26 protein-coding genes and 1 riboswitch are annotated in these 24446 nt (G+C 47.9%); of the genes, 9 read left to right on the forward strand and 17 right to left on the reverse strand.

The genetic code is table 11. The annotated features are described in order from the left end of the window. Positions 1–264: 264 nt before the first annotated feature. The 5 genes from BMW94_RS14890 to serS all read right to left on the reverse strand — a co-directional run bounded on the left by BMW94_RS14890 (position 265) and on the right by serS (position 6053). Positions 265–1371: an undecaprenyldiphospho-muramoylpentapeptide beta-N-acetylglucosaminyltransferase gene (locus BMW94_RS14890; RefSeq protein WP_090999517.1), complete on the reverse strand. Its 1107-nt coding sequence runs from the start codon at positions 1369–1371 to the stop codon at positions 265–267. Further along, positions 1320–2345 (reverse strand): polysaccharide biosynthesis protein, encoded by a 1026-nt coding sequence (locus tag BMW94_RS14895; RefSeq protein WP_090999519.1) that lies wholly within the window; start codon positions 2343–2345, stop codon positions 1320–1322. Before BMW94_RS14895 ends, BMW94_RS14890 begins: the two co-directional genes overlap by 52 nt. A gap of 166 nt (positions 2346–2511) precedes the next feature. After that, on the reverse strand, positions 2512–3897 hold the full coding sequence (locus BMW94_RS14900) for a sensor histidine kinase (RefSeq protein WP_090999521.1): 1386 nt from the start codon (positions 3895–3897) through the stop codon (positions 2512–2514). After that, on the reverse strand, positions 3890–4537 hold the full coding sequence (locus BMW94_RS14905; RefSeq protein ID WP_090999523.1) for a response regulator transcription factor: 648 nt from the start codon (positions 4535–4537) through the stop codon (positions 3890–3892). The genes BMW94_RS14900 and BMW94_RS14905 overlap by 8 nt, the downstream gene beginning before the upstream one ends. 217 nt (positions 4538–4754) lie before the next feature. Continuing rightward, positions 4755–6053 carry a serine--tRNA ligase gene (gene serS / locus BMW94_RS14910; protein ID WP_090999525.1) on the reverse strand — a complete coding sequence of 433 codons (1299 nt, stop codon included), beginning with the start codon at positions 6051–6053 and terminating at the stop codon, positions 4755–4757. Between the two features lie 381 nt (positions 6054–6434). Here serS and BMW94_RS14915 point away from each other — a divergent pair, with 381 nt between their 5' ends. The 8 genes from BMW94_RS14915 (at position 6435) to BMW94_RS14955 (ending at position 13945) form a co-directional block, all read left to right on the forward strand. Continuing rightward, a complete protein-coding gene (locus BMW94_RS14915) occupies positions 6435–7670 on the forward strand; it encodes an MFS transporter (RefSeq protein ID WP_090999530.1) in 1236 nt (411 codons plus the stop codon). A gap of 481 nt (positions 7671–8151) precedes the next feature. Further along, entirely contained in the window at positions 8152–8538 is a 387-nt protein-coding gene (locus BMW94_RS14925; RefSeq protein ID WP_090904118.1) for a VOC family protein, read from the forward strand. Between the two features lie 16 nt (positions 8539–8554). Next, a complete protein-coding gene (locus BMW94_RS14930; RefSeq protein ID WP_090999535.1) occupies positions 8555–9310 on the forward strand; it encodes an NAD-dependent epimerase/dehydratase family protein in 756 nt (251 codons plus the stop codon). A 145-nt stretch (positions 9311–9455) separates the two neighbouring features. Beyond that, positions 9456–9568, forward strand: a riboswitch (TPP riboswitch). A gap of 221 nt (positions 9569–9789) precedes the next feature. Then, positions 9790–10830, forward strand: a complete 1041-nt coding sequence (locus tag BMW94_RS14935; RefSeq protein ID WP_090999537.1) for an ABC transporter substrate-binding protein — start codon at positions 9790–9792, stop codon at positions 10828–10830. Positions 10831–11051: 221 nt separating this feature from the next. Continuing rightward, positions 11052–11342, forward strand: coding sequence for a thiamine-binding protein (locus BMW94_RS14940; RefSeq protein ID WP_024632265.1), 291 nt, complete (start codon positions 11052–11054; stop codon positions 11340–11342). Further along, on the forward strand, positions 11342–12100 hold the full coding sequence (locus BMW94_RS14945; protein WP_063566244.1) for an ABC transporter permease: 759 nt from the start codon (positions 11342–11344) through the stop codon (positions 12098–12100). The genes BMW94_RS14940 and BMW94_RS14945 overlap by 1 nt, the downstream gene beginning before the upstream one ends. Before the next feature lie 43 nt (positions 12101–12143). Then, entirely contained in the window at positions 12144–13043 is a 900-nt protein-coding gene (locus BMW94_RS14950; protein WP_254790240.1) for an ABC transporter ATP-binding protein, read from the forward strand. Positions 13044–13138: 95 nt separating this feature from the next. Next, positions 13139–13945, forward strand: a complete 807-nt coding sequence (locus BMW94_RS14955; protein ID WP_090999539.1) for a TatD family hydrolase — start codon at positions 13139–13141, stop codon at positions 13943–13945. Between the two features lie 107 nt (positions 13946–14052). On the opposite strand, the gene nfsA is transcribed toward BMW94_RS14955, so the two are convergent. From nfsA to BMW94_RS15000, 9 genes are all read right to left on the reverse strand, one after another. After that, complete coding sequence (nfsA, locus tag BMW94_RS14960) at positions 14053–14796, reverse strand: oxygen-insensitive NADPH nitroreductase (RefSeq protein ID WP_090999540.1); 744 nt, start codon at positions 14794–14796, stop codon at positions 14053–14055. Next, positions 14780–15388 carry a TetR family transcriptional regulator gene (locus BMW94_RS14965; protein ID WP_063566247.1) on the reverse strand — a complete coding sequence of 203 codons (609 nt, stop codon included), beginning with the start codon at positions 15386–15388 and terminating at the stop codon, positions 14780–14782. The genes nfsA and BMW94_RS14965 overlap by 17 nt, the downstream gene beginning before the upstream one ends. A 229-nt stretch (positions 15389–15617) precedes the next feature. Further along, positions 15618–16778, reverse strand: coding sequence for a YhgE/Pip domain-containing protein (locus BMW94_RS14970; protein ID WP_090999542.1), 1161 nt, complete (start codon positions 16776–16778; stop codon positions 15618–15620). A 337-nt stretch (positions 16779–17115) separates the two neighbouring features. Continuing rightward, entirely contained in the window at positions 17116–19644 is a 2529-nt protein-coding gene (locus tag BMW94_RS14975) for a heavy metal translocating P-type ATPase (protein ID WP_090999544.1), read from the reverse strand. Positions 19645–19805: 161 nt separating this feature from the next. Further along, complete coding sequence (locus BMW94_RS14980; RefSeq protein WP_053779829.1) at positions 19806–20006, reverse strand: copper ion binding protein; 201 nt, start codon at positions 20004–20006, stop codon at positions 19806–19808. A 48-nt stretch (positions 20007–20054) separates the two neighbouring features. After that, the gene (locus BMW94_RS14985; protein WP_090999546.1) at positions 20055–20456 is read right to left on the reverse strand and encodes a metal-sensitive transcriptional regulator; all 402 of its coding nucleotides are present in this window, start codon (positions 20454–20456) and stop codon (positions 20055–20057) included. Between the two features lie 156 nt (positions 20457–20612). Next, entirely contained in the window at positions 20613–21095 is a 483-nt protein-coding gene (locus tag BMW94_RS14990; RefSeq protein ID WP_090999548.1) for a GNAT family N-acetyltransferase, read from the reverse strand. A gap of 150 nt (positions 21096–21245) precedes the next feature. Beyond that, entirely contained in the window at positions 21246–21428 is a 183-nt protein-coding gene (locus tag BMW94_RS14995) for a hypothetical protein (RefSeq protein WP_063566250.1), read from the reverse strand. Positions 21429–21475: 47 nt separating this feature from the next. Continuing rightward, a complete protein-coding gene (locus tag BMW94_RS15000) occupies positions 21476–21814 on the reverse strand; it encodes a hypothetical protein (RefSeq protein ID WP_090999550.1) in 339 nt (112 codons plus the stop codon). 137 nt (positions 21815–21951) lie between these two features. Between BMW94_RS15000 and BMW94_RS15005 the strand changes: the two genes are divergently transcribed. Next, positions 21952–22137 carry a hypothetical protein gene (locus BMW94_RS15005; protein ID WP_090999551.1) on the forward strand — a complete coding sequence of 62 codons (186 nt, stop codon included), beginning with the start codon at positions 21952–21954 and terminating at the stop codon, positions 22135–22137. Between the two features lie 65 nt (positions 22138–22202). On the opposite strand, the gene BMW94_RS15010 is transcribed toward BMW94_RS15005, so the two are convergent. The 3 genes from BMW94_RS15010 to BMW94_RS15020 all read right to left on the reverse strand — a co-directional run bounded on the left by BMW94_RS15010 (position 22203) and on the right by BMW94_RS15020 (position 24431). Further along, positions 22203–22814, reverse strand: coding sequence for a hypothetical protein (locus BMW94_RS15010; RefSeq protein WP_090999553.1), 612 nt, complete (start codon positions 22812–22814; stop codon positions 22203–22205). A 40-nt stretch (positions 22815–22854) separates the two neighbouring features. Continuing rightward, a complete protein-coding gene (locus tag BMW94_RS15015; protein ID WP_090999555.1) occupies positions 22855–23370 on the reverse strand; it encodes an HXXEE domain-containing protein in 516 nt (171 codons plus the stop codon). A gap of 170 nt (positions 23371–23540) precedes the next feature. Beyond that, the gene (locus tag BMW94_RS15020) at positions 23541–24431 is read right to left on the reverse strand and encodes a DMT family transporter (RefSeq protein ID WP_090999557.1); all 891 of its coding nucleotides are present in this window, start codon (positions 24429–24431) and stop codon (positions 23541–23543) included. Positions 24432–24446 lie beyond the last annotated feature (15 nt).

Genomic DNA, 24446 nt, shown 5'->3' on the forward strand with positions numbered 1-24446 from the left:
ACTATTCATTTACACAGAAACGGAGAGGACAGAAAAAACCTGGAAAAGCGAAGCGTTCGCCTTTATCACCGGATTTTCCCCTTGAGAAAAGGAAATTTTAAAAATCTGGGGATAACAGCGATTGGAAGGTTATTCTGTCATCGGAGTGTTCAGTGTAAAATCTTTAGTTCTACTTATATAGTTTAATACAATAAACGTTTTGAGATAATCAGGATCGATACGATGAGCAAAAAGAACATGACCAGCAGCAGTTCGGGAAATCTTTTATTCATGTTCAGCTCTTTCTACCGAAGAAACCGTTGTATGAATAAGCTGCAGAACCTTGTCAACGGCGTTGTCCGTTCCACTCGCCTTCATATGGCCCACCATATGATCTCTCTCCTTATATACAAGGTCAATATCTCGCAGGAATGTCTGAGGACTGAGCTCCTCTTCCTGGAGAACTCTTGCATAACCTCGCTCCTGAAAATACTTCGCGTTCAGCGTCTGTCCAACAAGAGACCCGCCGTTGGCATGGGGAATCAGGAGCATCGGCTTGCGGAGCAGCAGCCACTCATGTATGGCATTGGAGCCAGCACGTGACACGACCATATCTGCCATAGCCATCAAATCCGCAAGTTCCTCATGCACGTATTCAAATGTCTTATAGCCTGCAATCCGTGGGAAAGATGAGTTCAATTTACCTGTACCACATATATGAATGATTTGAAAACGCTTGAGCAGCTCCGGCAGGGTTTCGAGTACCATATGATTCAGCTTTTCCGAGCCCTGACTGCCACCCATAATGAACAGAATAGGTCTGTCGGAGACAAATCGGCAAAAATGAATCCCCCGTGCTCGGCTGCCAAGCTTCAACTCCTCCCTGATTACAGGTCCCACGTACATCGTCTTGTCTGACGCCTTAGAGGAAGCGAATGTCGCTGTATCCATAAACGTAGTACACATCATTTGAGCGTATCGCCGTGACAGCCTGTTGGCCAGTCCCGGATGAAGATCCGGCTCCAGAATCAGCACCGGAACCCGATTCCACCCGGCACCCACTACAGCAGGAACAGCCACGAATCCCCCTAACGAAAAGCATACATGTGGTTTAATTCGTAAAATGAGCAGATAAGCCTGCAGCACTCCAAGTATAATTTTGAACACATCGGAAATGTTCGCCCACGCCCAATACCTTCTCAGCTTGCCTGTGGCAACCGCATGATAATGAACAGCCGGGATTTTGCCGATTAATTGACGCTCGATGCCATGCTTGGAACCGATATAATGGATCTCCCATTGCTCCTGAAGCAATCTGGAGATCAGAATGAGGTTAGCTGTTACATGACCGGCGGAGCCGCCTCCTGTAAATATGATCCTCCGCTTGAACACAGAAATCCCCCTCTCCACAGCATGTCGCGAACCTCTGCCTTGGTCATGATGACATCTTCCGAATGGTATCCTCTGCCAGGAAGAACAGATGTCTCACAACCCTCTTTATCCGTTAATTTGGTTGAAGATGAGGCGGTGACAACAAAGTAGGACTTCTCCTCTTCCACTTCTTTAACGTTTTCCCAATCTGAAATCAGCGTTTCATAAAGCCGTTCTCCCGGACGGGCACCGATGAAATGTATCGGAACATGCTTTTGCCCAGCATCCTCTGCCAAAACCTGTGCGATATCCGTTATTTTGCAGGATGGCATTCGGGGCACAATAATCTCGCCGCCCTCGCATTGCTCCATGGCCGACAGGAGAATTTCCACGGCATCTCCAAGGGGAAGAAAAAAACGTGTCATTCTGGAATCGGTAACGCTGAGTGGCTGCTCCAACTCAAGCTGGCGTTTGAATAACGGTACTACGCTGCCCGTGGAACCAAGAACATTCCCACTTCGCACACAAGCAAAGCTTGTAGCGGAACGGCTGTCAGCCAATAAAATCAGTTTTTCCCCGATGGCTTTGGTCATCCCGTACATGCTGGAAGGATTCGCAGCCTTGTCCGTAGAGACATATACCACCTTCCGCACGCCATTCTCGATTGCAGCATCAATCACGTTCTGCGTTCCGATTATATTGGTCTTGACCGCACAATCCGGTTGGTCCTCGCAGACCGGAACATGTTTAAGCGCTGCAAGATGAAAGACATAATCTACATCCTTACAGGCACCTGTCAGCTCCCATCGGTCTCTGATATCCCCCAGTACAAACTTCACTCTCGGGTCAGAGATGGTTTGTCTCATTTGAGCCTGAAGCGATTCATTTCGTGAAAAAATACGAACCTCTTTCGGCTCCTGAACGAGCAATTGTTTGACCAACTCTTCTCCCCATGAGCCAGTGCCTCCCGTTATTAAAAAGGTTTTATTGAACATCGGATATCCCTCCATGAATTAAGTTCTGATTTGGTGATAGGCCTATCCTAAGGCAATTGTGTTACATCAGTATGACAGGGGATAATCGGCTTTCCCCAGCGTGAACATGCTTTAATTCAGGTAGCTTCTCACAAAAAAAACCACCATTTGCATGGCGGCTCCTTCATTAACGTTGTATTAAAGGTAAAGAAAAATAAAACATCACTTTTCCATCGGCTACGCTAAGGCCATAGTCGGCATGGTGGTTCTCCAGAATCGTCCGGGCAATAGACAAGCCCAGTCCCGTCCCGCTAAACTTTTTGCTGCGCGAACTATCCATTACATAGAAGGGCTCCCAAACCTGATCCCACTGTTCATGCTCTTCCTTATCCGTTTCATTGGCGATACCAAAATATGCCGCTTCCCCTTTCAATTCAAGTGTAATAGTTATTCGGTCACCGCTTGTATATTTCACCGCGTTGGTCATCCAATTGTGCAGGACAGACTCCAGCTTCCGTCGATCAGCCAGCACCCAGGTCTCGGCAGTCCATCGATCCTCCACTTCCACATGCAAGCCATGCTGCTGAAATACGGTTTCATAGGTATGAAGTGTCTCCGTGAGCAGTTGGCGAAGATCAACAGGTTCAAAATCATATACTTCAGCCTGCAGACGGGATAGCTCCAACAGACGGTCAATTAAACCAGCCAGCTCTTCGCTCTGTTGCTGGATAACTCCAGCATAGGTTCCGTCATCCAGGCCATCCTGAATGCCAGAGGCATAGACTCGAATCAGGGAGAGCGGTGTTTTCAACTCATGCGAGATATCCGAAATGAACGTTCGCAGATTGGCGTTTTTTATTTCCAAAGAATGTTGCGCCTGCTGCAACTTGTCGCTCATCACATTGATGCTGCGTCCTAAAGACTCAATCTCATCACCTGTCTTTATATCCACCTTTGTAAACGATAAATTGGAAATGGCTTCAGCCGTTTCGCTTAGTTTTGCGAGCGGTTTAACAATCCGGGCGGTATACAGCACTGAAAGCAGGATAAGCAATAGCAGCATGCCGAGCCATATGTACGCGTTGAACTGATTAATAATTCGAATCGTCTCCGATGAATGGGAGATGGATTCGCCGACAGCAAACACGGAATCCCCCACCTTCACAAAATTCACGAGAAAGCTTGATTTCAGCTTGGTCTGATCATAGAATTTATTAACCCGGGCACCCTCACGCAGCGCAGAGATACTCTCTTCTGTCAGCCAAAATTTACTAAGAGCAATTCCCTTGCGGTTATATTGAAATAACAATTGATCGTTAATATCATTCACACTATCCTTCAACGATGCATAAGCGATAGCGACCTCGTATTGCGTTTCAAGACTCTCAATCCGTGATAGCTGATCGCCATGTTCTGAAGCAGAGATTTCAGTCGTTAACTCGGCCAATTTCTGCTTTTTCTGATACAAAAAATAGCTAGGCAGGAAAAATGTATTGACGATAAAGGATAGGAAAAAGACAACACACAATGCACTGATTATGCGCACGAGCAGTTTACGGGTCAGTTTACTCATCTTGATCCTCTAGGCAATAGCCCATTCCCCGGTACGTTTTGATTGAATCTTCTCCAATTTTCTCACGCAGTCTGCGGATATGAGTGTCTACCGTACGCTCCTCGCCGAAGTAATCGAAACCCCACACCTGATCCAGCAATATTTTACGGGTTACGATCTGCCCCTTATTCATTCCCAGAACCTTCATTAATTCAAATTCCTTATGGGTAGCCCCTACATCCACTCCACGACGGTAAACCTTCTGGCCTTCCAGATCGACAGTCAGTTCTCCCACAATGATTTTGGAGGAAAGTTGCAGCAGCTTCTTTACACGCAATAGCAGGATACGCGAATCAAACGGCTTGCGCAGATAATCATCCGCCCCGGCCTTCAAGGCAAGAAATTCATCATCCGATTCCCCTTTGGCTGTCAGCAGCAGTACCTTCGCCCGACTCGTACGCTTGATTTCCCGGCACACCTCAACACCGCTGCGTCCTGGCATCATCCAATCCAAAACCGCCATATCAATTTGATTATTATAAAAGAGATTCAGGGCTGCTTCCCCATCCTCGGCTAAAAACACCTGAAAGCCCTCTTTAACGAAATAGGCTTTTAATATTTGCAGCATCAGCGGCTCATCATCCGCGAGTAGCAGGTTCATATCTGCGCCTCCTTTCCAAACTGCATTCTACTATACAATCTGTACGTTACAGCTGTGTGACATACCCGTCTGGTTGGCCATTTCCCACATTCCTGTATTATGGTAACCGTAGCATAAAAACGCTGCCCACCTTCACTGCTCCCAAGATCAGAGGCAAAACAAAAAGAAACCCCAAAACAGGGTTCCCTTTTGTTTCTCAACACAGCTTGTAATCCTTTTAAACCTCTTCATCCTGGTGCGGCAAAATCAAATATTCGGCACCGCCCATATAAGGCTGAAGTGCGGCTGGAATACGAATGCTCCCATCCGCCTGCTGATGATTCTCCAGCAATGGAATCAGAATGCGTGGTGAAGCCACAGCCGTATTGTTCAACGTATGGCAGTAGGCAAGCTTACCTTGGGCATCGCGACAACGAATATTCGAACGCCGAGCCTGGAAATCATGCAGATTCGACGACGAATGTGTCTCCCCGTACGCATTGCGGCTTGGCATCCAGGTTTCAATATCGTACTGTTTGTACGTTTTCTGCGACATATCCCCTGTACACACAGCCACAACACGATAAGGCAGTTCCAGCAATTGCAGTAATTCCTCGGCGTGTCCCGTAATCTCCTGCAGCATTCGCTCCGATTCTTTCGCATCCGGTGCACAGATAATGACTTGTTCCACTTTGGCAAATTGATGCACCCGGTACAATCCGCGTACATCCCGCCCGCCTGAGCCAACCTCACTGCGGAAACATGTCGATGTGGCTGCCAGCTTGATTGGCTCCTGTGCATCCACAATCTCATCCGCATAATACGAAACCAGCGGCACTTCCGATGTTCCCACCAGCCACTTGTTCTCGCCCACTAATTCATAGACCTGATCCCGTCCTGTGGGGAAGAACCCCGTGTTCAAAAGGGTATTCTCCCTCACCATCAGAGGAACTTCCATTGGCGTAAATCCATGCTTGAGCAGCAGATCAAGCGCAAGTTGCTGTACAGCCCGGTGCAGGAGCAGCCCTGCTCCTTTGAGCACATAGCTTCGTGTTCCGCCGATTTTCACCCCACGTGGGATGTCGATTAGGTCATGCCGTTCACCGAGCTCTACGTGATCCTTGGCCTCATAATCGAATACCGGCAGCTCACCCACACGTCTCAGCTCCACATTATCCTCATCCGATGCACCCACTGGCGTGTCCGGCGATACAACATTGGGTACCAACCATTGCAGCCTTGTCACTTCCTCTTGCACAACGGCAAGCTTGGCTTCAACTTGCTCTAACTGACCATTCAGCTGTTTCACCTGTTCCCTTAAACCCTCGGCCTGTTCACGCTCACCAGCTTGCATCAGTCTGCCAATATCTGCAGATAACGAATTACGTACTCTACGTCCTTCTTCCGTTTCCAATAAAAGTGCTCTGCGCTCCTCGTCCCGTTCCAACAATTCGCGAATACTGATATTCATTCTCTTGCCAACTGCCGCAGCTTGCACCTCTTCTGCATGCTCCCGAATCCACTTCATTTCCAACATGGTCACCGTCTCCTTTGGCTGTAAAAATACAAAGAGCGCCCTCATCCCTTGGGACGAGGAGCGCTCTGCTCGCGGTGCCACCCAACTTGCCAAACCAGAATATTCTGGTTCAGCCTCTTGGTCCGCGATAACGGGCGGTTCCGGTTAACTTGGGGAATGGTTCGCTCCCCTGGCGAAAACGCCTCCGAGTTGGATGCTCTTCAACGGCATGGTCCGATCTGTAATTGTTGTTTTTCAGTATATACGAACTTTAGTCTCCATTGCAAGTTATCCGTGCACACCCTTACATGTCCTGTTATGATAGAGATTGTTTGTTTTTAGGAAATACTCCTGAATGGCAGACTTACTACATAACATAATATCTAGAAGGAGTTTTTCTTCATGAAAAAATTGCTTTGGATTGGATGCTTATCCTATTTCCTCATCGGACTTGCCCATGTGGTTCTCGGCTCCATCCTACCCGTTGCTCTTGAACATTATGGCAAGGATTATAGTCAGGGAGGCACACTGATATTTGCCCAATTTGCCGGGTTCCTGGGTGGTGTATTGTTATCTCCGTGGTTGAATAAACGCTTCGGGAAACGAGGCGGTCTATTAATTGCCGCAGCTCTGCTCTGCATCGCAGAGTTATCCTATATGCTGCTGCCTCCTTGGGGCTGGATGTTCGTCATTGCACCTGCAGCCGGATTCGGATTCGGTATGATAGAAGCTGTCATCGGTACAATCATTATTGCTGCAATTAAAGATAATACGGCGGTTGCCATGAGCCGACTTGAAGTGTTATTTGGTATCGGCGCCATGGTCATGCCTCTCATTGCAAGCGGTCTGATTTCTGCCGGGTACTGGCGCGTGTCGTTCCTCGTGGTTGCCGTCTGTGCAGCGATGACTTTTATCTTCTGGGCCAAAAGTTCATTCGGTGAACTGGACAACGAGCTGAGTCGCCGCAGCTCAGACCAGACTCCTGTACACACTCACGCTGCTGAATCGCCAAATGGAACGAATCCTGAAGACATTAAACCAACCCGTTCAACCTATCACGGCCGTAACTTGGCTCTTCTGTCTTTATTTGTTTTATTTTTCTTTCTCTATGTCGGCACTGAAATGAGCCTTGCCAACTTCATGCCAGCCATTCTGATTGAGAAAATGAACATGAAGGAAGCAGGCGCTGCACTTAGTGTTACCTGCTTCTGGATCGCCATGTCTGTTGGACGACTGTTTGCCGGATATATTGCGGAGAAATTCCAATATCGCGTCTACGTTCTGTACAGTTGCCTTGCAGCAGTTGTACTGCTGATGATCTTTCCTTTTACCAACCAGATCTGGTCGGCATTTCTGATCATTCTGTTACTCGGGCTTGCACTATCGGGCGTGTTCTCCATTGCCCTCGTCTTCGCCAGCAAAATGCTGCCTGGAACAGAAGAATCAACGCCCAGCATCCTGATTGCATCAGGTGGTGTTGGTGGTGCCATTCTACCTTTGGTTACAGGCTGGAGTTTGGACCATCTGGAAGTTAACCAGTCGGCGTGGATGCTTGCCATTTTTGCAGTTGGTCTGCTGATTATCAGCGTGATCGCGTATCAATGGCAGCGCAGGCATACTGTGAGTTCAGCATCGTAATATCTACCGAACAGAAGATAAATTCAATGAATCATAGCTGTAAAAAGTTAGGCGTCGTAGCGTGAATGCTACGAGGCCTTTTTTGATTTGAAAATAACAATTACTTCTTTATCTTAGTGCAGTGGACGATTGCCCAGGAAATACTTTCAGATGCTCTAAATCGGAACTAACGTTATTTAGGTTGTAGGACTCCACCAGGAACGCAATGGTGAAGCACAATACGAATTGGAGCAGTATTTCAAGCGCTGACATCTTGCTCAATAACCCATTGTGCCATAAATTGAAAGTCATCATGACGATGACCATTCCTGCCTCCATATAAGTAAACATTTTGTTAAATTTATAACAATAGGCAGGTATTTCATGTTGGCTCTCGTCGTGCTAAAATCTAAAATTCCTGTTTGACAACCTCGTAGTACAGCCCTATGATATCCCTTAAAATGGTAGAAAAGATCCACTGCATATAAGGAGGATTTGGATTATGAGTTTTCAAAAGCGCATTGACCACGTCGGCATTGCCGTTCGTGATCTAGAGACCACGCTACGTTTCTATACGGAGATTGTTGGTCTTGAATTGAAAGACCGGGTAACTCACACCAACGGTGTCATTCAGCTCGCCTTTCTCGGCTTCAACGGAAGCGATGAGACTGAGATTGAGTTGATTCAGGGATACAGCGACAAGCTGCCTTCCGAAGGTACGGTGCACCATTTTGCGATCCATGTCGATGACCTTGAGGCTGAATACAACCGCATTAAAGAAACTGAGGCCGAGTTTATTGATGGAGAGATGATTACACTGCCCAACGGTTACCGTTATTTCTTCATCTATGGACCTGAAAAGGAATGGATTGAGTTCTTCCAGCGCTAAGAATTGGAGCTGATTTATGAACATTTTAATTACCGGCGCAGCCGGAAAAATTGGACGTGACTTGTCCCAACACTTGTCAGAAGCATTTCACCTGCGACTAACGGATTTGAATATCGACAGACTGCATACGTATCAAGGGACAAGCTATGAGATCATGACACTGGATGTGACAGATCCTGAAGCCTGTCAGCACGCTTGCAAAGGCATGGATGTGGTTGTACATTTGGCGGGAGATCCCTCCCCACATGCAGGGTTCTATGAATCGTTGTTGGATATCAATATCAAGGGCACGTTTAATGTATTCCGTGCAGCTAAAGACCAGGGTGTACAAAGAGTCATTCTGGCAAGCAGTGCACAGACGATTGAGGGGTATCCCATTGATGCTCAAGTCTATCCGGATATGCCGACACGCCCACGGAATTTGTACGGGGTTAGTAAATGTTTTGGTGAATCGCTCGCTTCCTATTTTGCGTATACCGAAGGTTTACAAAGTGTAGCAATACGTATAGGTGCATATGATGATTTCCAACCGGATGGACCCGCGCTGGAGGCAAGGGATATGAGCGCGTATCTTAGTCCGGCTGACTTGTGTGATTTGATGTTCAAAGCCATTACAGCTCCAGATCTGGAGCCCTTCACCATACTGCATGGGATCTCGAATAATCGGTTTAAACGATTGAATCTGGAAACCACTCAGAAACAGGTAGGCTATGACCCGAAATCCGATGCTTTTGCACTCAGTCAGATTTCCTTATATGATTCGCCACGATAATTGTTGAAAATTACACATCTAGAGAGGTCGTTATACGCATGTATAATGGCCTCTTTGATTCATTCATACGTGTCCCTATCCAGTTCCTGACTGGACATGCGTGGGCCTCTGGCCTATAATTACACCTAGTAATGCCCGTAACTTCATAGTTTCCCAGGGGAGTCGGAATAGGCCGGCTGAGAGTGTATCCCACCAAGATACTGACCCTTAGACCTGATCTGGATCATGCCAGCGTAGGAATCGGAGTATATCGAACTGGCCCAGCCTCTTTGCTGAGTGCCACATCTCTAACGCCTGCACGCGTCCCGGATTAACGGGGCGCTTTTTTAATGTTCTTTTATATAGCCAGAGAGCTAAAAAAAGTGACGTCATCCGGATCATAGCTGGTATAAATCTGTCGATTTATGCAAGAAGCTTGGATATGAAGCCAAGGAGTACCCCGCGCCACTGGCCGGACAACATGAAGGAGAGAAATGAAGATGAGATGGCGTAAAATGATGGGCCTAATGCTCTTGTGCGTACTACTCGTGGCTGTGGCCGCATGTGGCGGCAAAGAAGCTGCACCTTCAGGAGAAAATGGCAGCAGCAACACCGAAAACAGCAATGAAGGTGACAACGCAGCCCTCAAGGACATTAAAGTGGTGCTGGATTGGACACCAAATACGAATCATACCGGACTGTATGCGGCCGTAGATCAAGGTTTTTACAAAGCTGAAGGCTTAAATGTCGAGATTGTACAACCAGGTGCCGGAGGCGCGGATACAATGGTGGCTTCGAACGAAGTGCCTTTTGGCGTAAGTTATCAGGAGAGTGTGACCCAGGCCCGCACACAGGGCGTACCGCTCGTGTCCATTGCTGCAGTCATTCAGCATAACACGTCCGGATTTGCCGCTCCGGCGGATCGGAACATCAAATCCCCCAAAGATTTTGAAGGTAAAACCTATGGTGGCTGGGGCTCTCCGGTGGAAGAAGCTGTGATGCAGTCCATTATGGAAGGCGAAGGCGCCGTTGTATCCAAAGTAAAAAATATTAGCATGGGCGATGCAGACTTCTTCACCGCTGTGAAACGCGATATCGACTTTGCCTGGATCTTCTACGCGTGGACGGGCATTGAAGCCGAACTGCGCGGGGAACCGATCGACATGTTATATGTGAAAGATTATTCCGATTCACTGGACTACTACACACCTGTACTCGTTACCAATGAAAAGACGATTCAGAACGATCCCGAGCTGGTTAAAGCGTTCTTGAAAGCGACTTCCGAAGGATATCAATACGCGATTGAACATCCCGAAGACGCTGCCAACATTCTGATCAAGGCCGTACCGGATCTGGATAAGGATCTTGTACTCGCAAGCCAGAAGTGGCTGAGTCCAAAATATCAGGATGACGCACCGCGCTGGGGTGAGCAGAAGCAGGAAGTATGGCAGAACTACACGGATTGGATGTTTAGCAAAAAACTGCTCGATGAGCAGGTAGATGTATCCAAAGCATATACAAACGAGTTCTTACCCCAATAAAAATTGTTTAAGTTTAACTTTTTTACACCAGAACGAAGAGTGCAGAACCCATCTGAAGAAACGAAGTGGTCGCCTTTATCCCCGGATTTTCCCCTTGTGGAAAATGAAATCAAAAAAATTCGGGGATAACAGCGATCGGAAGAGGGTACTGCAATCGGAGTGGTCAAGTGTAAAGCTGGTTTAACTCATGCAATTTAACTCGAAAGGAAAAGTGATCTCTCATGGCAAGCACACTACTTAGCATTCAAGTCATTCCCAAAACGCCAAATGGCGAAAATTCCTATCCTTACGTTGATCGTGCCATTGAAGTTATTCAGCAGTCTGGCTTGAAATATCAGGTTAATCCACTGGATACTACGATGGAGGGAGAACTGGAGGAACTGCTGGAGGTTGTCCGCAAAATGCACGAAGTTCTCGTGGAAGCTGGCAGCCCTAGCATCATCTCACAGATCAAAATCGCCCATAGCCCAAGTGGCTTCAGCATGGACACCCTGACGGAGAAATATCGCTAATGCATGCCTATTGGAAAAGCGTATGGCCGCCCTTTGTGGCGGTTATTCTCTTTATAGCGATATGGCAGGGAGCCGTCTCCCTGTTCCATATTGAGAAATGGATGCTGCCTGCGCCATCGGACATCGCCCATGAAGCAGCGTCCCAGGCCGAGCGACTTGGTATGCATGCATGGGCAACAATCCAGCTGACATTGATTGGGTTCGCAGCAGGTACGCTCGTAGGATTACTGATTGCGATGGTGCTGCATCTGATTCCATTTTTGAAATCTGCACTCTACCCATTACTTATTCTTAGTCAAAATATACCGACCATTGCGCTTGCTCCGCTCTTGCTGATCTGGTTCGGATTTGGGTTGCTGCCCAAACTGATTACCATCATCCTGGTCTGCTTCTTCCCGGTGGCTGTAGCTGCCATGGATGGGTTGACCCGCACCGATGCGGCGATGATGAACTATATGCGCATGGCTGGTGCAAAACGCGGCCAAATTTTCTGGAAGCTCGAACTTCCACATGCATTGCCCTCGGTATTCTCGGGGATTAAAATCGCCGCTACGTACAGCGTCATGGGTGCGATTATCGCCGAATGGATCGGTGCAGATAAGGGGATCGGTTATTATATGATGCTGCAAAAATCAGCCTATCGGACGGATCGTCTTTTCGTGGCAATCATGATTATTGTGGCATTGAGTCTGCTGCTCTTCCTGCTCATTGCGCTATTGGAGAAGCTGCTCGTACGCTGGCGACCACAAAAGCGATAACTTTGAAATATGCACCATATAAAGGTTAGGAAGTGATGACAAGATGACACCCGAACACAACGAGCGGGTAGCTACTGCGCCGGATGAAGGTGCAACCACTCCAACGAGTAGCGGGAGTCCTGAGTATGGAACCGTGGCCTTACCTGCACATCATTCATCACCAGCGTTGGAAGTATTAGACGTGAATGCTTCGTTCCGAGAGCGACGCAGCACATTGCCCGTTCTGGATGGCCTGTCCCTGACCGTGGAACAAGGCGAATTCGTAGCCATCGTCGGCCCTTCCGGCTGTGGCAAAAGCACCCTTTTTCACATCATCGGCGGCCTGCTGAAACCACAGGAGGGCCAAATCCTGATGAATGGTCAGGATGTTACCGGGCAACGCGGCAAGATTAGCTATATGCCGCAGCAGCCTGCCCTCTTCCCATGGCGTACCATTGAAGACAATGTGCTGCTCGCAGGTGAAGTGTCTGCGGATGTGCCACCCCGAGCAGAGGCGCTTGCAGATGCCCGGAAGTGGCTGGGCAGTGTCGGACTGGCCGGATTTGAACAAGCCTATCCGCATATGTTATCGGGCGGCATGCAGCAGCGGGTTGCCTTTCTGCGCGCCCTGCTCAGTCCGCAGGAGCTGATGCTGCTGGACGAGCCTTTTAGTGCGCTGGATGCACTGACCCGCAGCGACATGCAGCGCTGGCTGCTCGATATCTGGGAACAGAACCGCCGCTCGGTGCTGTTCATCACGCATAATATCGAGGAAGCATTATTGCTTGCGGACCGTATCTATGTTTTATCGAATCGGCCTGCGGCTGTACTTCACGAGGTCGATGTTCCCTTTGATCGTCCACGTCGCGAAGCGATCACGGAGGAATCTGCTTTTCTTGAACGGAAACGGCAGATTTCCCAGTGGATGAGAGAAGAACAGCAGAAAACCCGCCTATCTAAATAGCGCGGGTTTTTAAGTTATTATTTTCCTGAAATGGGTGATCCAACACAAACCACCCTGCGTATCATTGGTAAAAGATAAAAAGGAGGGGTCCAGCCATGCAATCAACCGCTTTTGCACCCTTGATCGATGCCCATCTTCACCTGGATAAATATACACCTGAAGAACAACGTGAGATGCTGCATTCCTTCCCATCCCAGCAGGTTGAGGCCGTCATCGCCGTCTCCATGAATCTGGCATCTGCCCAGACCAACCTGGAACTCGCTTCACAATACCCCCGTACCGTATATCCGGCCTTTGGCTTCCATCCCGAGCAGCCCCTGCCGTCTCTGGCAGAGCAGACTCTGTTCTTCAATTGGATCGAAAAGCATATGGGACAAGCCACAGCGATTGGAGAAGTTGGATTGCCCTATTACAACCGACAGGAAGCCGAACAGGCAGGACAGCACTTTGATCAGAGCGGCTATATCGATCTGTTGGAGCAATTTATCCAGCTAGCCAAGCGGCACGGTAAACCGATCGTACTGCACGCTGTATATGAGGATGCCGATATCGCCTGTGACCTGCTCGAGCAATATCATCATCGCCGGGCTCACTTTCACTGGTTCAAAGGCTCCAAGCAGACCGTCCAGCGAATGGCTGACAACGGATACTTCGTCTCATTCACACCTGATATCATATACGAAGAGGAAATTCGCGAATTAGCTCGCCAGTATCCTTCCGAACAGGTTATGGCAGAGACCGATGGACCTTGGCCTTTCGAGGGACCTTTCCAGGGAAGAATGACGCACCCTGCCATGACGAGACAGGTCATTCAGGCGTGGAGTGAAGTGACCGGTATGGGAACGGAGCGGGCTGCGCGTCTCTTTTATCAGAATACGAAACGCTTCTACGGTCTTCCTTAGTTCCGAATTGGCATCTATTCATGTGCTGGTTCCTCAACTAAATAGATATAGTATGCAAAAAAGAAGTCAGTCGGCATCTGCCGAACTGACTTCTTTTGAATTTACCCTTAACGTTTCAAGAATCCTTTGCCTTCGAGGAATGGCTTCATCTGTAGACGTACCGGTTCTGTGAGGCGTTTCGCCATCATTTCGGACCACGGCGTAGAGCGTTCCCCTTGGGTACGCTCCTTCATGTATGCAGCGGTCGTTTCGTCATAGCTCTCGACGCCTTTGAGGGTCTGCTCGGCGTTATAACGGCCATGGTGTAAGACCGCATCCAGCGGTAGACGTGGACGAATACCCGTCTCCTGATCAGCCACACCAATGCACATTCCATATACTGGATAGACGCCGTCAGGCAAGCCCAATACTTCGCTCACTTCCTCAATACGGTTGCGCAGCCCGCCAATATATACAATTCCGAAACCGAGTGACTCTGCTGCAAGTGCAGCATTTTGCGATGCGAGTGCAACATCAATGGTGGCCACCATAAAGTTTTCAGTAGAGTCCTCATAGGATTCCTTTTCAGGCAAATGACGCTTGGCAGCATCACTCAGCCGATAAAGGTCAGCACACCATACGAGAAACACAGGGCATTCGTTGACGTAAGACTGATTGCCTGCCAATTCAGCCATTTTGGCCTTCTGCTCCTGTTCGGTAACAGCAATTATTGTATAGGCCTGCACACTACTTGAAGAGGAAGCCATCTGCCCGGCCGCCACGATGGCTGCCAGCTGCTCCTCACTTATCGGGTCTGGCTTGAATTTCCGCACAGAGCGGTGCTTCATCATCAATTCAATGGTTTCGTTCATTGCTATTCACTCCCAATCCTCGTAATACGAATTCAATGGTTTGTTCAGCCAGCTCATCTGTGTTCATATCCTGATAGTCAAAGCTAAACCGCGAATTCTTAGCCCGTTTGTGCGCCAAAGCCACACCCATGACCTGAAGCATCGCATAAGATACGGACTCGATCTGAAACACGCCCTGCTCCTTGCCTTCTTGCAGCAGTTCTCTCACTCTGGTCCAGACGGGGTCCAAAAAACGAAACACGGTAGCTGTGCGATGGGTACGCAGCGTAATTTCAAGCTGCACAATATCGCTCATCTCCCGGTCCGTCATCGTGAATTTTACGACTTCACCTATGATTCGTCGGATACCCTCCACGGGGGAGGACATGGACTCTTCAGCCAACTCGTTCATCATATGATCGGGAAAAAAGTGCTCAAATAATGCTTCGAACACCTTTTCTTTTCCACCAAAATGATACGAGACCAGCGATACATTTGCACCCGCCTCATCACAGATTTGACGAACACTTGTCCCGTCATACCCCTGCTGTGCAAAAAGCTTCTTGGCTGCAAGCAAAATCCTCGTTTTTATATCCAATTCCGGTTCCGTCATTCCGTCCGCTCCTCTTGTCCGTTCTATTCATTTGTTGCTCCAGCTTACCAGGCTGCAGCAAGACTACTCTATCATTTCATTATGAAAGTTTGTGCATCAAAGCGCAAGATGTGCCGCCTGTGGTTCTGCAAAACTAACTACCTCAACCTACTATTAAACCAAAACCCCGGTGAAAATCACCGGGGTGTTTGATCATATCCTATGACGACCAACCATTACGTCTGCAATATTAGCTGCTCATTTGAGCCGGGCTTGGTGCCCCAGCTGGCATGCGTTGTTTTTTCAACAACGTCACCACCAGAGAGAGGGCTACAGCAACCAGCAATACAATGGTAATCGAGCCAGCAGCGGCTTGAACTCCAGGACCGCCCAGTTGAGCGCTCAGAACACCTTGAACGGCATATGTGGCTGGCAGATATTGCCCAATACCACTGTAGAAGCTGTTCAGCAATTCACGTGGCACCATTGCACCGGAGGATACCAGTTGCAGGGACAGGGAAATGATGTTGAATAGGCTTCCCGCTGGTCCAAAGCAGATCAGGAAGAACTGGGAGAAGAACATGAACGTGCAGAGGAACAACGCCTGGAACAACCAGAATGCGATAAATCCTTGCTCGATCTGTCCGCCCAGCGAAACAATCAGTGATGATCCCAGCAGGGAAACCACAAGAGCGGACCCCAGATTGATAACCACTCTGGCACCGAACAATGTCCAACGGGAGTGAGTAGCCGACAGCATTCCCATCGCTGTCTGCAGGTTCATACCCATAATCATGGCTCCCACATAAGAAGCGAGTACCATCATCATCGGCACCATTTGGTTGTTCATGCCGTTAACCGGATTAATGGAAGTGGTTGTACCTTCCACGCGGGTAGTCAGGTTGGCAGCAGCTTCAGCTGCCTGATCAGCAGGCGCTCCGGAAGCCGTCAACACAGCTTGCACACCTTGAGCGGTTGCTTGCTTGTTAATTGTGTTCGTCACGCTTTGCGATACACCCTGCATCATGCTTTTGATCGTAACCGGGTTCGCCTCGTTAATGGTGTACTTGATTTCGGCAGTGGAACCGGCTGTCTGAATCATCTCGTTAAACCCTGCAGGAATATTGAGCACCATATGAATCTTGCGATGATTTAACTGGTCAAGTGCTTCAGCAGCACTCAGATTCGTTACGGTATGAAAAGGAAGTGTCTCAGCCATACGATCTGCGATCCCCTTGGACTGCTCTCCATCCTCATTGACAACGGCAACCGTCAATTCATTCATCCGGTCATTCACTCCGGAATATGCTGTCATCCAGATCACGCTGAAGATCACTTGGAACATAAGTGCCGTCACGATCCCCACAATTACTGGCGGTTTTTTCAACAATATACGTAAAGCCTGCAACATAAATGATGTCCTCCATTACTCATTAGTTCGAATTTGATGTAAACGATTGTTTAAATCAAACGATCGTTTTAAATTTTAAGTCTATATGTCTATATTGTCAATCTATTTCTGAAAGGTTCAGAAAGATAAAGATGTGTTTCGCAAACAATGAATTTCATTTCATAGGAGGACATCACTTCACATCCTCACCTCTGTTAACAAGGAAAGGATAGCTCCTTTAACATATATCTCAAACATCGTTCTCCAACAAAAAAAAAACACGATCCGCCGTAGCGGACCGCACCCTATGCTTACTCTTGAGCATAATGAAAAGTTGTATCACGTCTCTCAATGGACGTCAGTCATTGCTTTTCAGTTTCATTCGTTGCAGACGCAGCGAGTTCAGTACAACCGACACAGAGCTAAACGCCATCGCCGCACCTGCCAACCAAGGAGCGAGGAAGCCCACTGCTGCAATTGGAATACCAATCACGTTATAACCAAGTGCCCAGAACAGGTTCTGCTTGATATTGCCCATCGTGCGCCGGCTCATCTCGATTGCATCCGCAATACTGTTCAGATCACCGCGCATTAGCGTAATATCCGCTGCTTCCATCGCTACATCGGTTCCCGTTCCAATCGCCATACCAATATCGGCTGTAGCAAGGGCCGGAGCATCGTTGATTCCATCTCCAACCATCGCTACCTTGAGGCCACTCTCCTGAAGCTTTTTCACTTCTGCCGCTTTACCCTCTGGCAGTACCTCAGCCAGAACTTTATTAATTCCGGCTTGCTCCGCTACAGCGCGTGCTGTCCGCTCATTATCTCCCGTAATCATGATGACATCGATTCCCATAGCATGAAGTCGCTGAATGGCTGCCCGTGAAGTTTCCTTGATGGTATCCGCCACAGCAACAACCCCAGCCCATTGAACATCCACCGCGACCAGCATCGCTGTGCGCCCTTGTTCTTCGAGTTTATTCATCTGCTGCATGGTTTCCTCCGAGACATTCACCTTCGCATCCGTAAGCAGCCTACGTGTCCCGACCAGGATCTCTTGTCCCTGAACCCGAGCTCGCACTCCATATCCCGGTATGTTCTCGAATTGCTCTGATTGGGTTATCTCCAGACCTTTGCCTCTGATTCCTTCTACGATCGCCTCAGCCAAAGGATGCTCCGAATTCTGCTCTGCTGCTCCCACTCGCTGCAGCAGCTCTGCTTCCGTCCATCCTGAAGCCGCCACTACATCCGTAAGCACGGGCTTGCCTTGGGTAACTGTACCTGTTTTGTCCAGTACAACAGTCTGGATCCGCTGTGCCGATTCCAGATGTTCGCCGCCTTTGAACAACACACCATACTCCGCCGCACGTCCTGATCCAGCCATAATGGACGTTGGGGTTGCGAGTCCAAGCGCACAAGGACAGGCTATGACAAGTACAGCAATCGCCTTCTCCAGCGAACCAGCAAAGTCACCGGGACTGGCGAAAAAGTACCAGATCAGGAACGTGACTGCCGCGATGCCTACAACAATCGGAACAAAGATACCTGAGATCACATCGGCAATCCGCTGAATAGGGGCCTTGGAACCCTGCGCTTGTTCAACCACTTTAATAATTTGGGATAACGCCGTGTCCGAGCCCACGCGGGTCGCACGCAGTCTTAATACTCCATTTTTATTCAGCGTAGCGCCTGTAACGGCGTCCCCTGGTTTTTTATCCACGGGCAGGCTCTCTCCGCTTAACATGGATTCATCGACAGAAGACTGCCCCTCCTCCACGACGCCATCGACAGGAATGCTGTCTCCGGGTTTTACCAGAACGAGATCACCTACCGCGACATACGCAGACGGTACAATAACCTCCTGTCCATCACGAATCACTCTGGCTTCACGCGGAGCAAGTTCGATGAGGCTCTTGATTGCCTGAGAGGAGCGCCCCTTGGCTACGGCCTCAAACCATTTTCCCAATAGGATCAACGTAATCAGAATTGCACTCGTCTCATAATAAAGCTCCACGGTTGGCATGGCTGCTGTAGCCATTCCCGTCCCACCATGATCCATCATGGTCGAAGCTGCATTGCCACTGGTCAGGGTCAGATACAGACTGTAGAAGAACGCCGCACTTGTACCCAAAGCAACCAGTACATCCATATTGGCACTGCCATTACGCAGCGCTTTATAGGCTCCCACATAGAATTGCCATCCAATCACAAACTGCACTGGCGTTGCCAACACCAGTTGGAACCACGGGTTCATGAACAGGTCCGGTACCCAGATCCACGAGGTGAATGAGAAGTGACCCACCATGGCCCAAAGCAGCGGCAAAGATAACAGGGCGGAGATCATCCACTTCCACTTTTTGCGCTGTAATTCACGCTCGCGCACCGATTGGGTATCTTCCTGTGTCTGCTGCAATTCCGCACCATAACCGAGCTGCTTGATCTTCGCCGTAATATCGGATGCCTTCAATGCTCCTGCTGCAAACTCCACATGTCCTGTTTCCAGCGCCAGGTTCACGTTTGCACGGGATACACCCGGCAACCGGGAAAGACCTTTTTCGATTCGAGTAGAACAAGCAGCACAGGTCATGCCTGTAATGTCCAGATCCACGGATTCCGTTACTGTACCATACCCAAGCGCCTCCACCTTATCTCGCAGAGCATTGATGTTCGTTGTCTTCGGATCATAGGATACCGTTGCTTGTTCGATGGCGAGGTTCACATTCGCCTGATTGACCCCTTCCATTCGGGACAATCCCTTCTCAATCCGGGTAGAGCAGGCAGCACAGGTCATGCCTGTAATTTGCAGTGTTGTCTGCAATCCCGCTGCTTCCGGTGAAGGTACGGGTTCTGATGCTGTTGTGTTGTCCGTTGTTGATGACTTATCCATGTTGTTGGCTCCTTTCTCTATGAAATATTTCTATTCACTAAATACCCCCAAGGGGTATATAAAAGACGGAAAATCAGGCTTAAACCAGGAACTCCTTTATTGGAAAAGATCTGTTGAATTCCTTTCCATGCAAAGGGAAGTTCAGTTTAAGCCTGCGATGATTAGACTACGTCATATCCTTGATCTTCGATGGCTGCCTTGATCTGATCCACATTGACTTTTTGCTCGTCATATTCAACTGCGACAGTTCCTGCTGCCAGATCAACCTGACCATTCGCTCCCGCATTCTTCACCGCTTCTTCAACCGATTTCACACAGTGATTGCAAGACATTCCTGTAACATTCAACGTAATATTAGACATGAGTAGTTCCTCCTTAGATATATAAATGATGAGTTCATTCAAAAATAATTACTTCATTAACTTCCTTACCGTTACCAGTAATTCATCCACAACCTCATGCTCTCCAGCCTGAATGCGCTCAACGATACAGCTCTTCATATGACCTTCCAGCAACAGCTTGCCTACTGAATTAAGAGCAGACTGAGCCGCCGCGATCTGCGTCAGCACATCATCACAATAGGTGTCCTTCTCGATCAATCCCTTGATCCCGCGAATCTGTCCTTCAACACGGTTCAAGCGAGAAATCAGGTTGCCCTTCATCTCTTGGGAGTGATGGCTCTTGCGCACATGTTTTCCATCACTGCCTGCCGTATGACATGAATCAGCTTGCTGATCATCGGTCTGTGAAACTTCGTTCACCTCTGTTGCGGATGATTCCGAAGGTTCCTTGGGATGGCTCTGATGTTCCATCGCGAACACCCCTTTTCTTTCGTTCTGTAATAAGAGTAACATACCCCATGGGGGTATGCAAGACTATTTCTTTATTTTACTCCAAATGGATGTATTCCATGCTTCCTACGACTGCACTAACGCGCCAGACATCTCATCAGTCTTCGTACAGGCACATTATAGTATGTATTCCATTCTGCTGCTGCGTACAGACAGACCCAACTGCTCATAGAAAGCCTGGGCACCGGTATTAAATGTAGACACGGTCAGTTCAACGCTGTCAACCTGAATTCCTTTACCAAGTTCGATTAACACCTGCATTAACAGTTTACCTGTCCCATGTCCGCGATGTTTGCTGCCAACGATGATTTCATTGATGTATAACATCCTTCGATCCTTTAACAAATCCACTTTCTGAATAACATTCAACTGTGCGCTCGCATATCCAACAATCTCACCCTGTTCCAGCAATTCCGCAACATAGAGATAACGATGATCCGTTTCCAGTAGTTCTTCATATTCCTTATGACTCATTCTCGTCTGCAGCTCTCTGTATACGTCTGGCCTGGCCTCCACATGCAAGTGATGAAGTTCATCCATTAAGGCAGATACTCCCGTGTAATCTCCGATGACAGCCCTTCTGATGTTAATCTCACTCATCTTCACATTCTCCTCTCACAAACGTTTCCCATGATTATACAATAAGATATCGGGAAAATGATGCTCCGAAACGTGCTTAACCATTCTGATATAAAAAAGCAGATACCTTTTACGGTACCCGCTTCTTTTCAACCTAATATCTGGTTCCTCTTATTCTTTGGATGATTTACCTTCATCAAATGCTACAGGTGAAGGTTTGGCAGACCACTCGTCTGCTTGCGGCTCAATATCCACACCGCTCAAAATTTTCTTTTTCTCCATCAAGGAATCCCCGTCTTCATCCAGTTTGTTGCGAATTGCCGCCTCATCCTGAGGTTGATTGTTCTGTGTCATGCTGGAGTCCTCCTCTTCGTATTCATGGTGATGTTCCTGTATATAACTTACCCATTTTTTGCATTGTCATTCTGATGAGCAAGTATATCCTCTGATTTATGTATTTTACTTTGATGAAAAATGAAATTCAGCATGCTGCACCCATCTATGAAGCCCTGCTCGTACATTGCGGACTCTGTCATGTATTGAAGGAGGGTGCTTACGTTACAATAATCCAGAAATACCGCCATTCCCTCTGGGCGCATATATTCACAAAGCTCCGTAAATAAACGATCACTTTCTTGAATCAGCCTTTTGTATTCTTCTGAACTATAACTGACTACATTTCCGGGACTCTCCATGCGAAGAGCCTTGAACTGATTAAATACATCCTCTAACTCTTCCATATAAATCCTCCTTTAAAGTGATGTCACTTTGCATATAAATACTAAAGTGATATCACTTCGATGTCAATATGATTGTATATTGAATAATTTTGTAATGCTACAATATTAATATCATTTTTAGAGGAGTTTTATATTTCATGGCTACAGATAAAAGAGTCTTTACACTTAGGCTGCGAGAAAAGAATTTCGAGAAAATTAAAGTGATTGCTGACAAAAACAAACGATCCATTGCGATGCAAATTGAGTATCTGATTGAGCAGCATATTGAAGCCTATGAAAAGGAGAAAGGCGTTATTTCTCCTGATAAACATAATGACGTATAGATCGTGCGCCCTTAGTACATGCGCATCATCCATACGTCATTTTTCATGATATATCCTGATTCCTGTTAATCGAAGTCCACCTGTTTATCCAAAATGACTTCTTCCACCTTATATTCAAGCTCTGGGATCGAAGGGATCAGTGAGAATTGGACATTTTCCAGAGAAGAAGGCAGGGCAGGGACCACTCGGTAGCTCAATTGTGTCTCCCCACCTCCTCCACGACTGCTATGCCTCATCGACACATGACCCTGTTCACTAATAATCTCAAGAGCCAAATGCGGCACCACATGTACACGCTCAGCTTCACTCCCCTTATATTGAATCTCCACATGTACGATACTCTCCGTCTCATATTGCATGGAATGGGTTATGACGTACTCGCATGAATCTTTTACTGTTTTCTTCATAATCGGTACTACACCGGTCAGTTTGATTTCTTCGCGTGGGAAGAAATGTCTTTGAGGCATGGGCTGGACACTGCGAAGAACATAACGGAGGTCTTCCTCCTTCATATCCAGTGATATTACCCATTCATCAACGATCTCTTGAGGCGGATGGTATTGAACTGCTCCCGTTATTTTCTTCCTCGCAGCGACCAGTCTAAGCAGCTGTTCATCAATCTGCCGTACCTCATCATTGTATTCAAACGGAATTGCACGAAATTCTGACCAGCCCATATTGTTATACGCCTCCTAATAATGAAGTTCCACTTCTGATTTATGTATCCGGCACAAGTCTGCGCCCAAGCTCATGGCCTAGCATTACAATGGGCAGAACGATAAGCCCAACCGGTATACTTACCAGCACCCCGCCCAAGGTCACGACCCCCTCGTTTAGAAGCCTATAAAAAAGATAGATACCATACGGCAACGTAATACATACAGCGCTGACTACCCCAGGTGTGTACATTCTCAGAAACAAGATTTGTCCAATATGTGTGAACACATGTAACAAAAACAGCGTATTAAACGCCAAAAACATAAAATAGTGTCCGTACTCTGCAGCAATATAAACAAAGGGTATAAAGACGACAAATTCCAGCAATACAGCTACACCGAACTGGCTGCTGTTGATCCGCAGCATCGATTCCAGACGTTTGGAGACCTTCGGCGGAACACGCTGAAGAACTTTCGTTTTATTTTGCCGAATCCAGGGACCAACCCAAATTATATCTTCGAGATCATGCAGCAGAAAAGTGATAAGAAATAACCAGATAAGTGTTGTGAGCGACATCGGCGAAGCAAGACACCTCCTTTTATATAAACACTATACTAAGAATACAATTCGCTGTTATCGTCCCATCCCCTTTTCGTTTTCTTCTCATTTCCGCACCACCATCTAACAAAAAACGGCGAACCTCCCGCCCGGCTTAACAGCCGTTTTGAGAAAGTTCACCGCATACTTTATATTTTCGCTACCTTACTGCCTTTCACTTTAACATTTACAAGCAGAATGCTTGCAATAATCATGACCAGACCTGCGATCAGATTGACCGTCACCGACTCTCCGAGGAACAGCACACTGCATAGCAAGGCAATCAGCGGAATCAGAAACGTGAACGATCCTACTTTGCTGGCTTCGCCGGAACTGACCAGCTTGAAGAACGCGAGCCAGCCCAACGCAATGACAAACACCGAAATAAACAGCGTATCCAATATAAAAGGAAGCACCCACTGCACATCAGCCCAGCTCTCTGTGACCGTACCTGTTAAAGTCAGAACAACTCCACCGATCAGAATCGGAATGGCTGTCATCCAGATTCCATCGACCTTCATTGAATTTCTCTTCATATATACGGTCCCGATCGCCCAGCTAATTGCGCTGAACAGCCCAAGCATAACCCCTTCAGGGGATACTTTGCCTGTCATGCCGCCAATACTGATCGTAGCCACCCCTACAAAACCGAGCACCAATCCAGCAATCTTCAGTCCATACATGGACTCACCCAGCCACAACCATGCTCCGATTCCGAGCAGCACAGGCTGCAGGAACACGATGGATGAAAATAAGCCTGCCGGCACTTCGGTCAGCCCCACGGTCTGAAAACCGTAGAAAAAGATGATATTAAGCACTGCAGATATGGCATAAATATGCCAGGTTTGCTTCAGCCGCAGCGTTTTGTAGCGGGGAAATGCATACAACCCCAGCACCAGACCCCCAATTAACAGGCGCATGCCTGCGAATATAAGCGGCGGTGTAAAATTTAATGCGTATTTGGTCAGGGGCCAGTTTACTCCCCACATGAGTACCAGAAAAGCCAGGACCCAGCCTGCTTTTGCACGTGATAAAGCCATATATTTATTCTCCTA

The sequence above is a fragment of the Paenibacillus sp. OK003 genome, assembly GCF_900109515.1.
In the GTDB taxonomy this organism is placed as follows: Bacteria; Bacillota; Bacilli; order Paenibacillales; family Paenibacillaceae; genus Paenibacillus; species Paenibacillus marchantiae.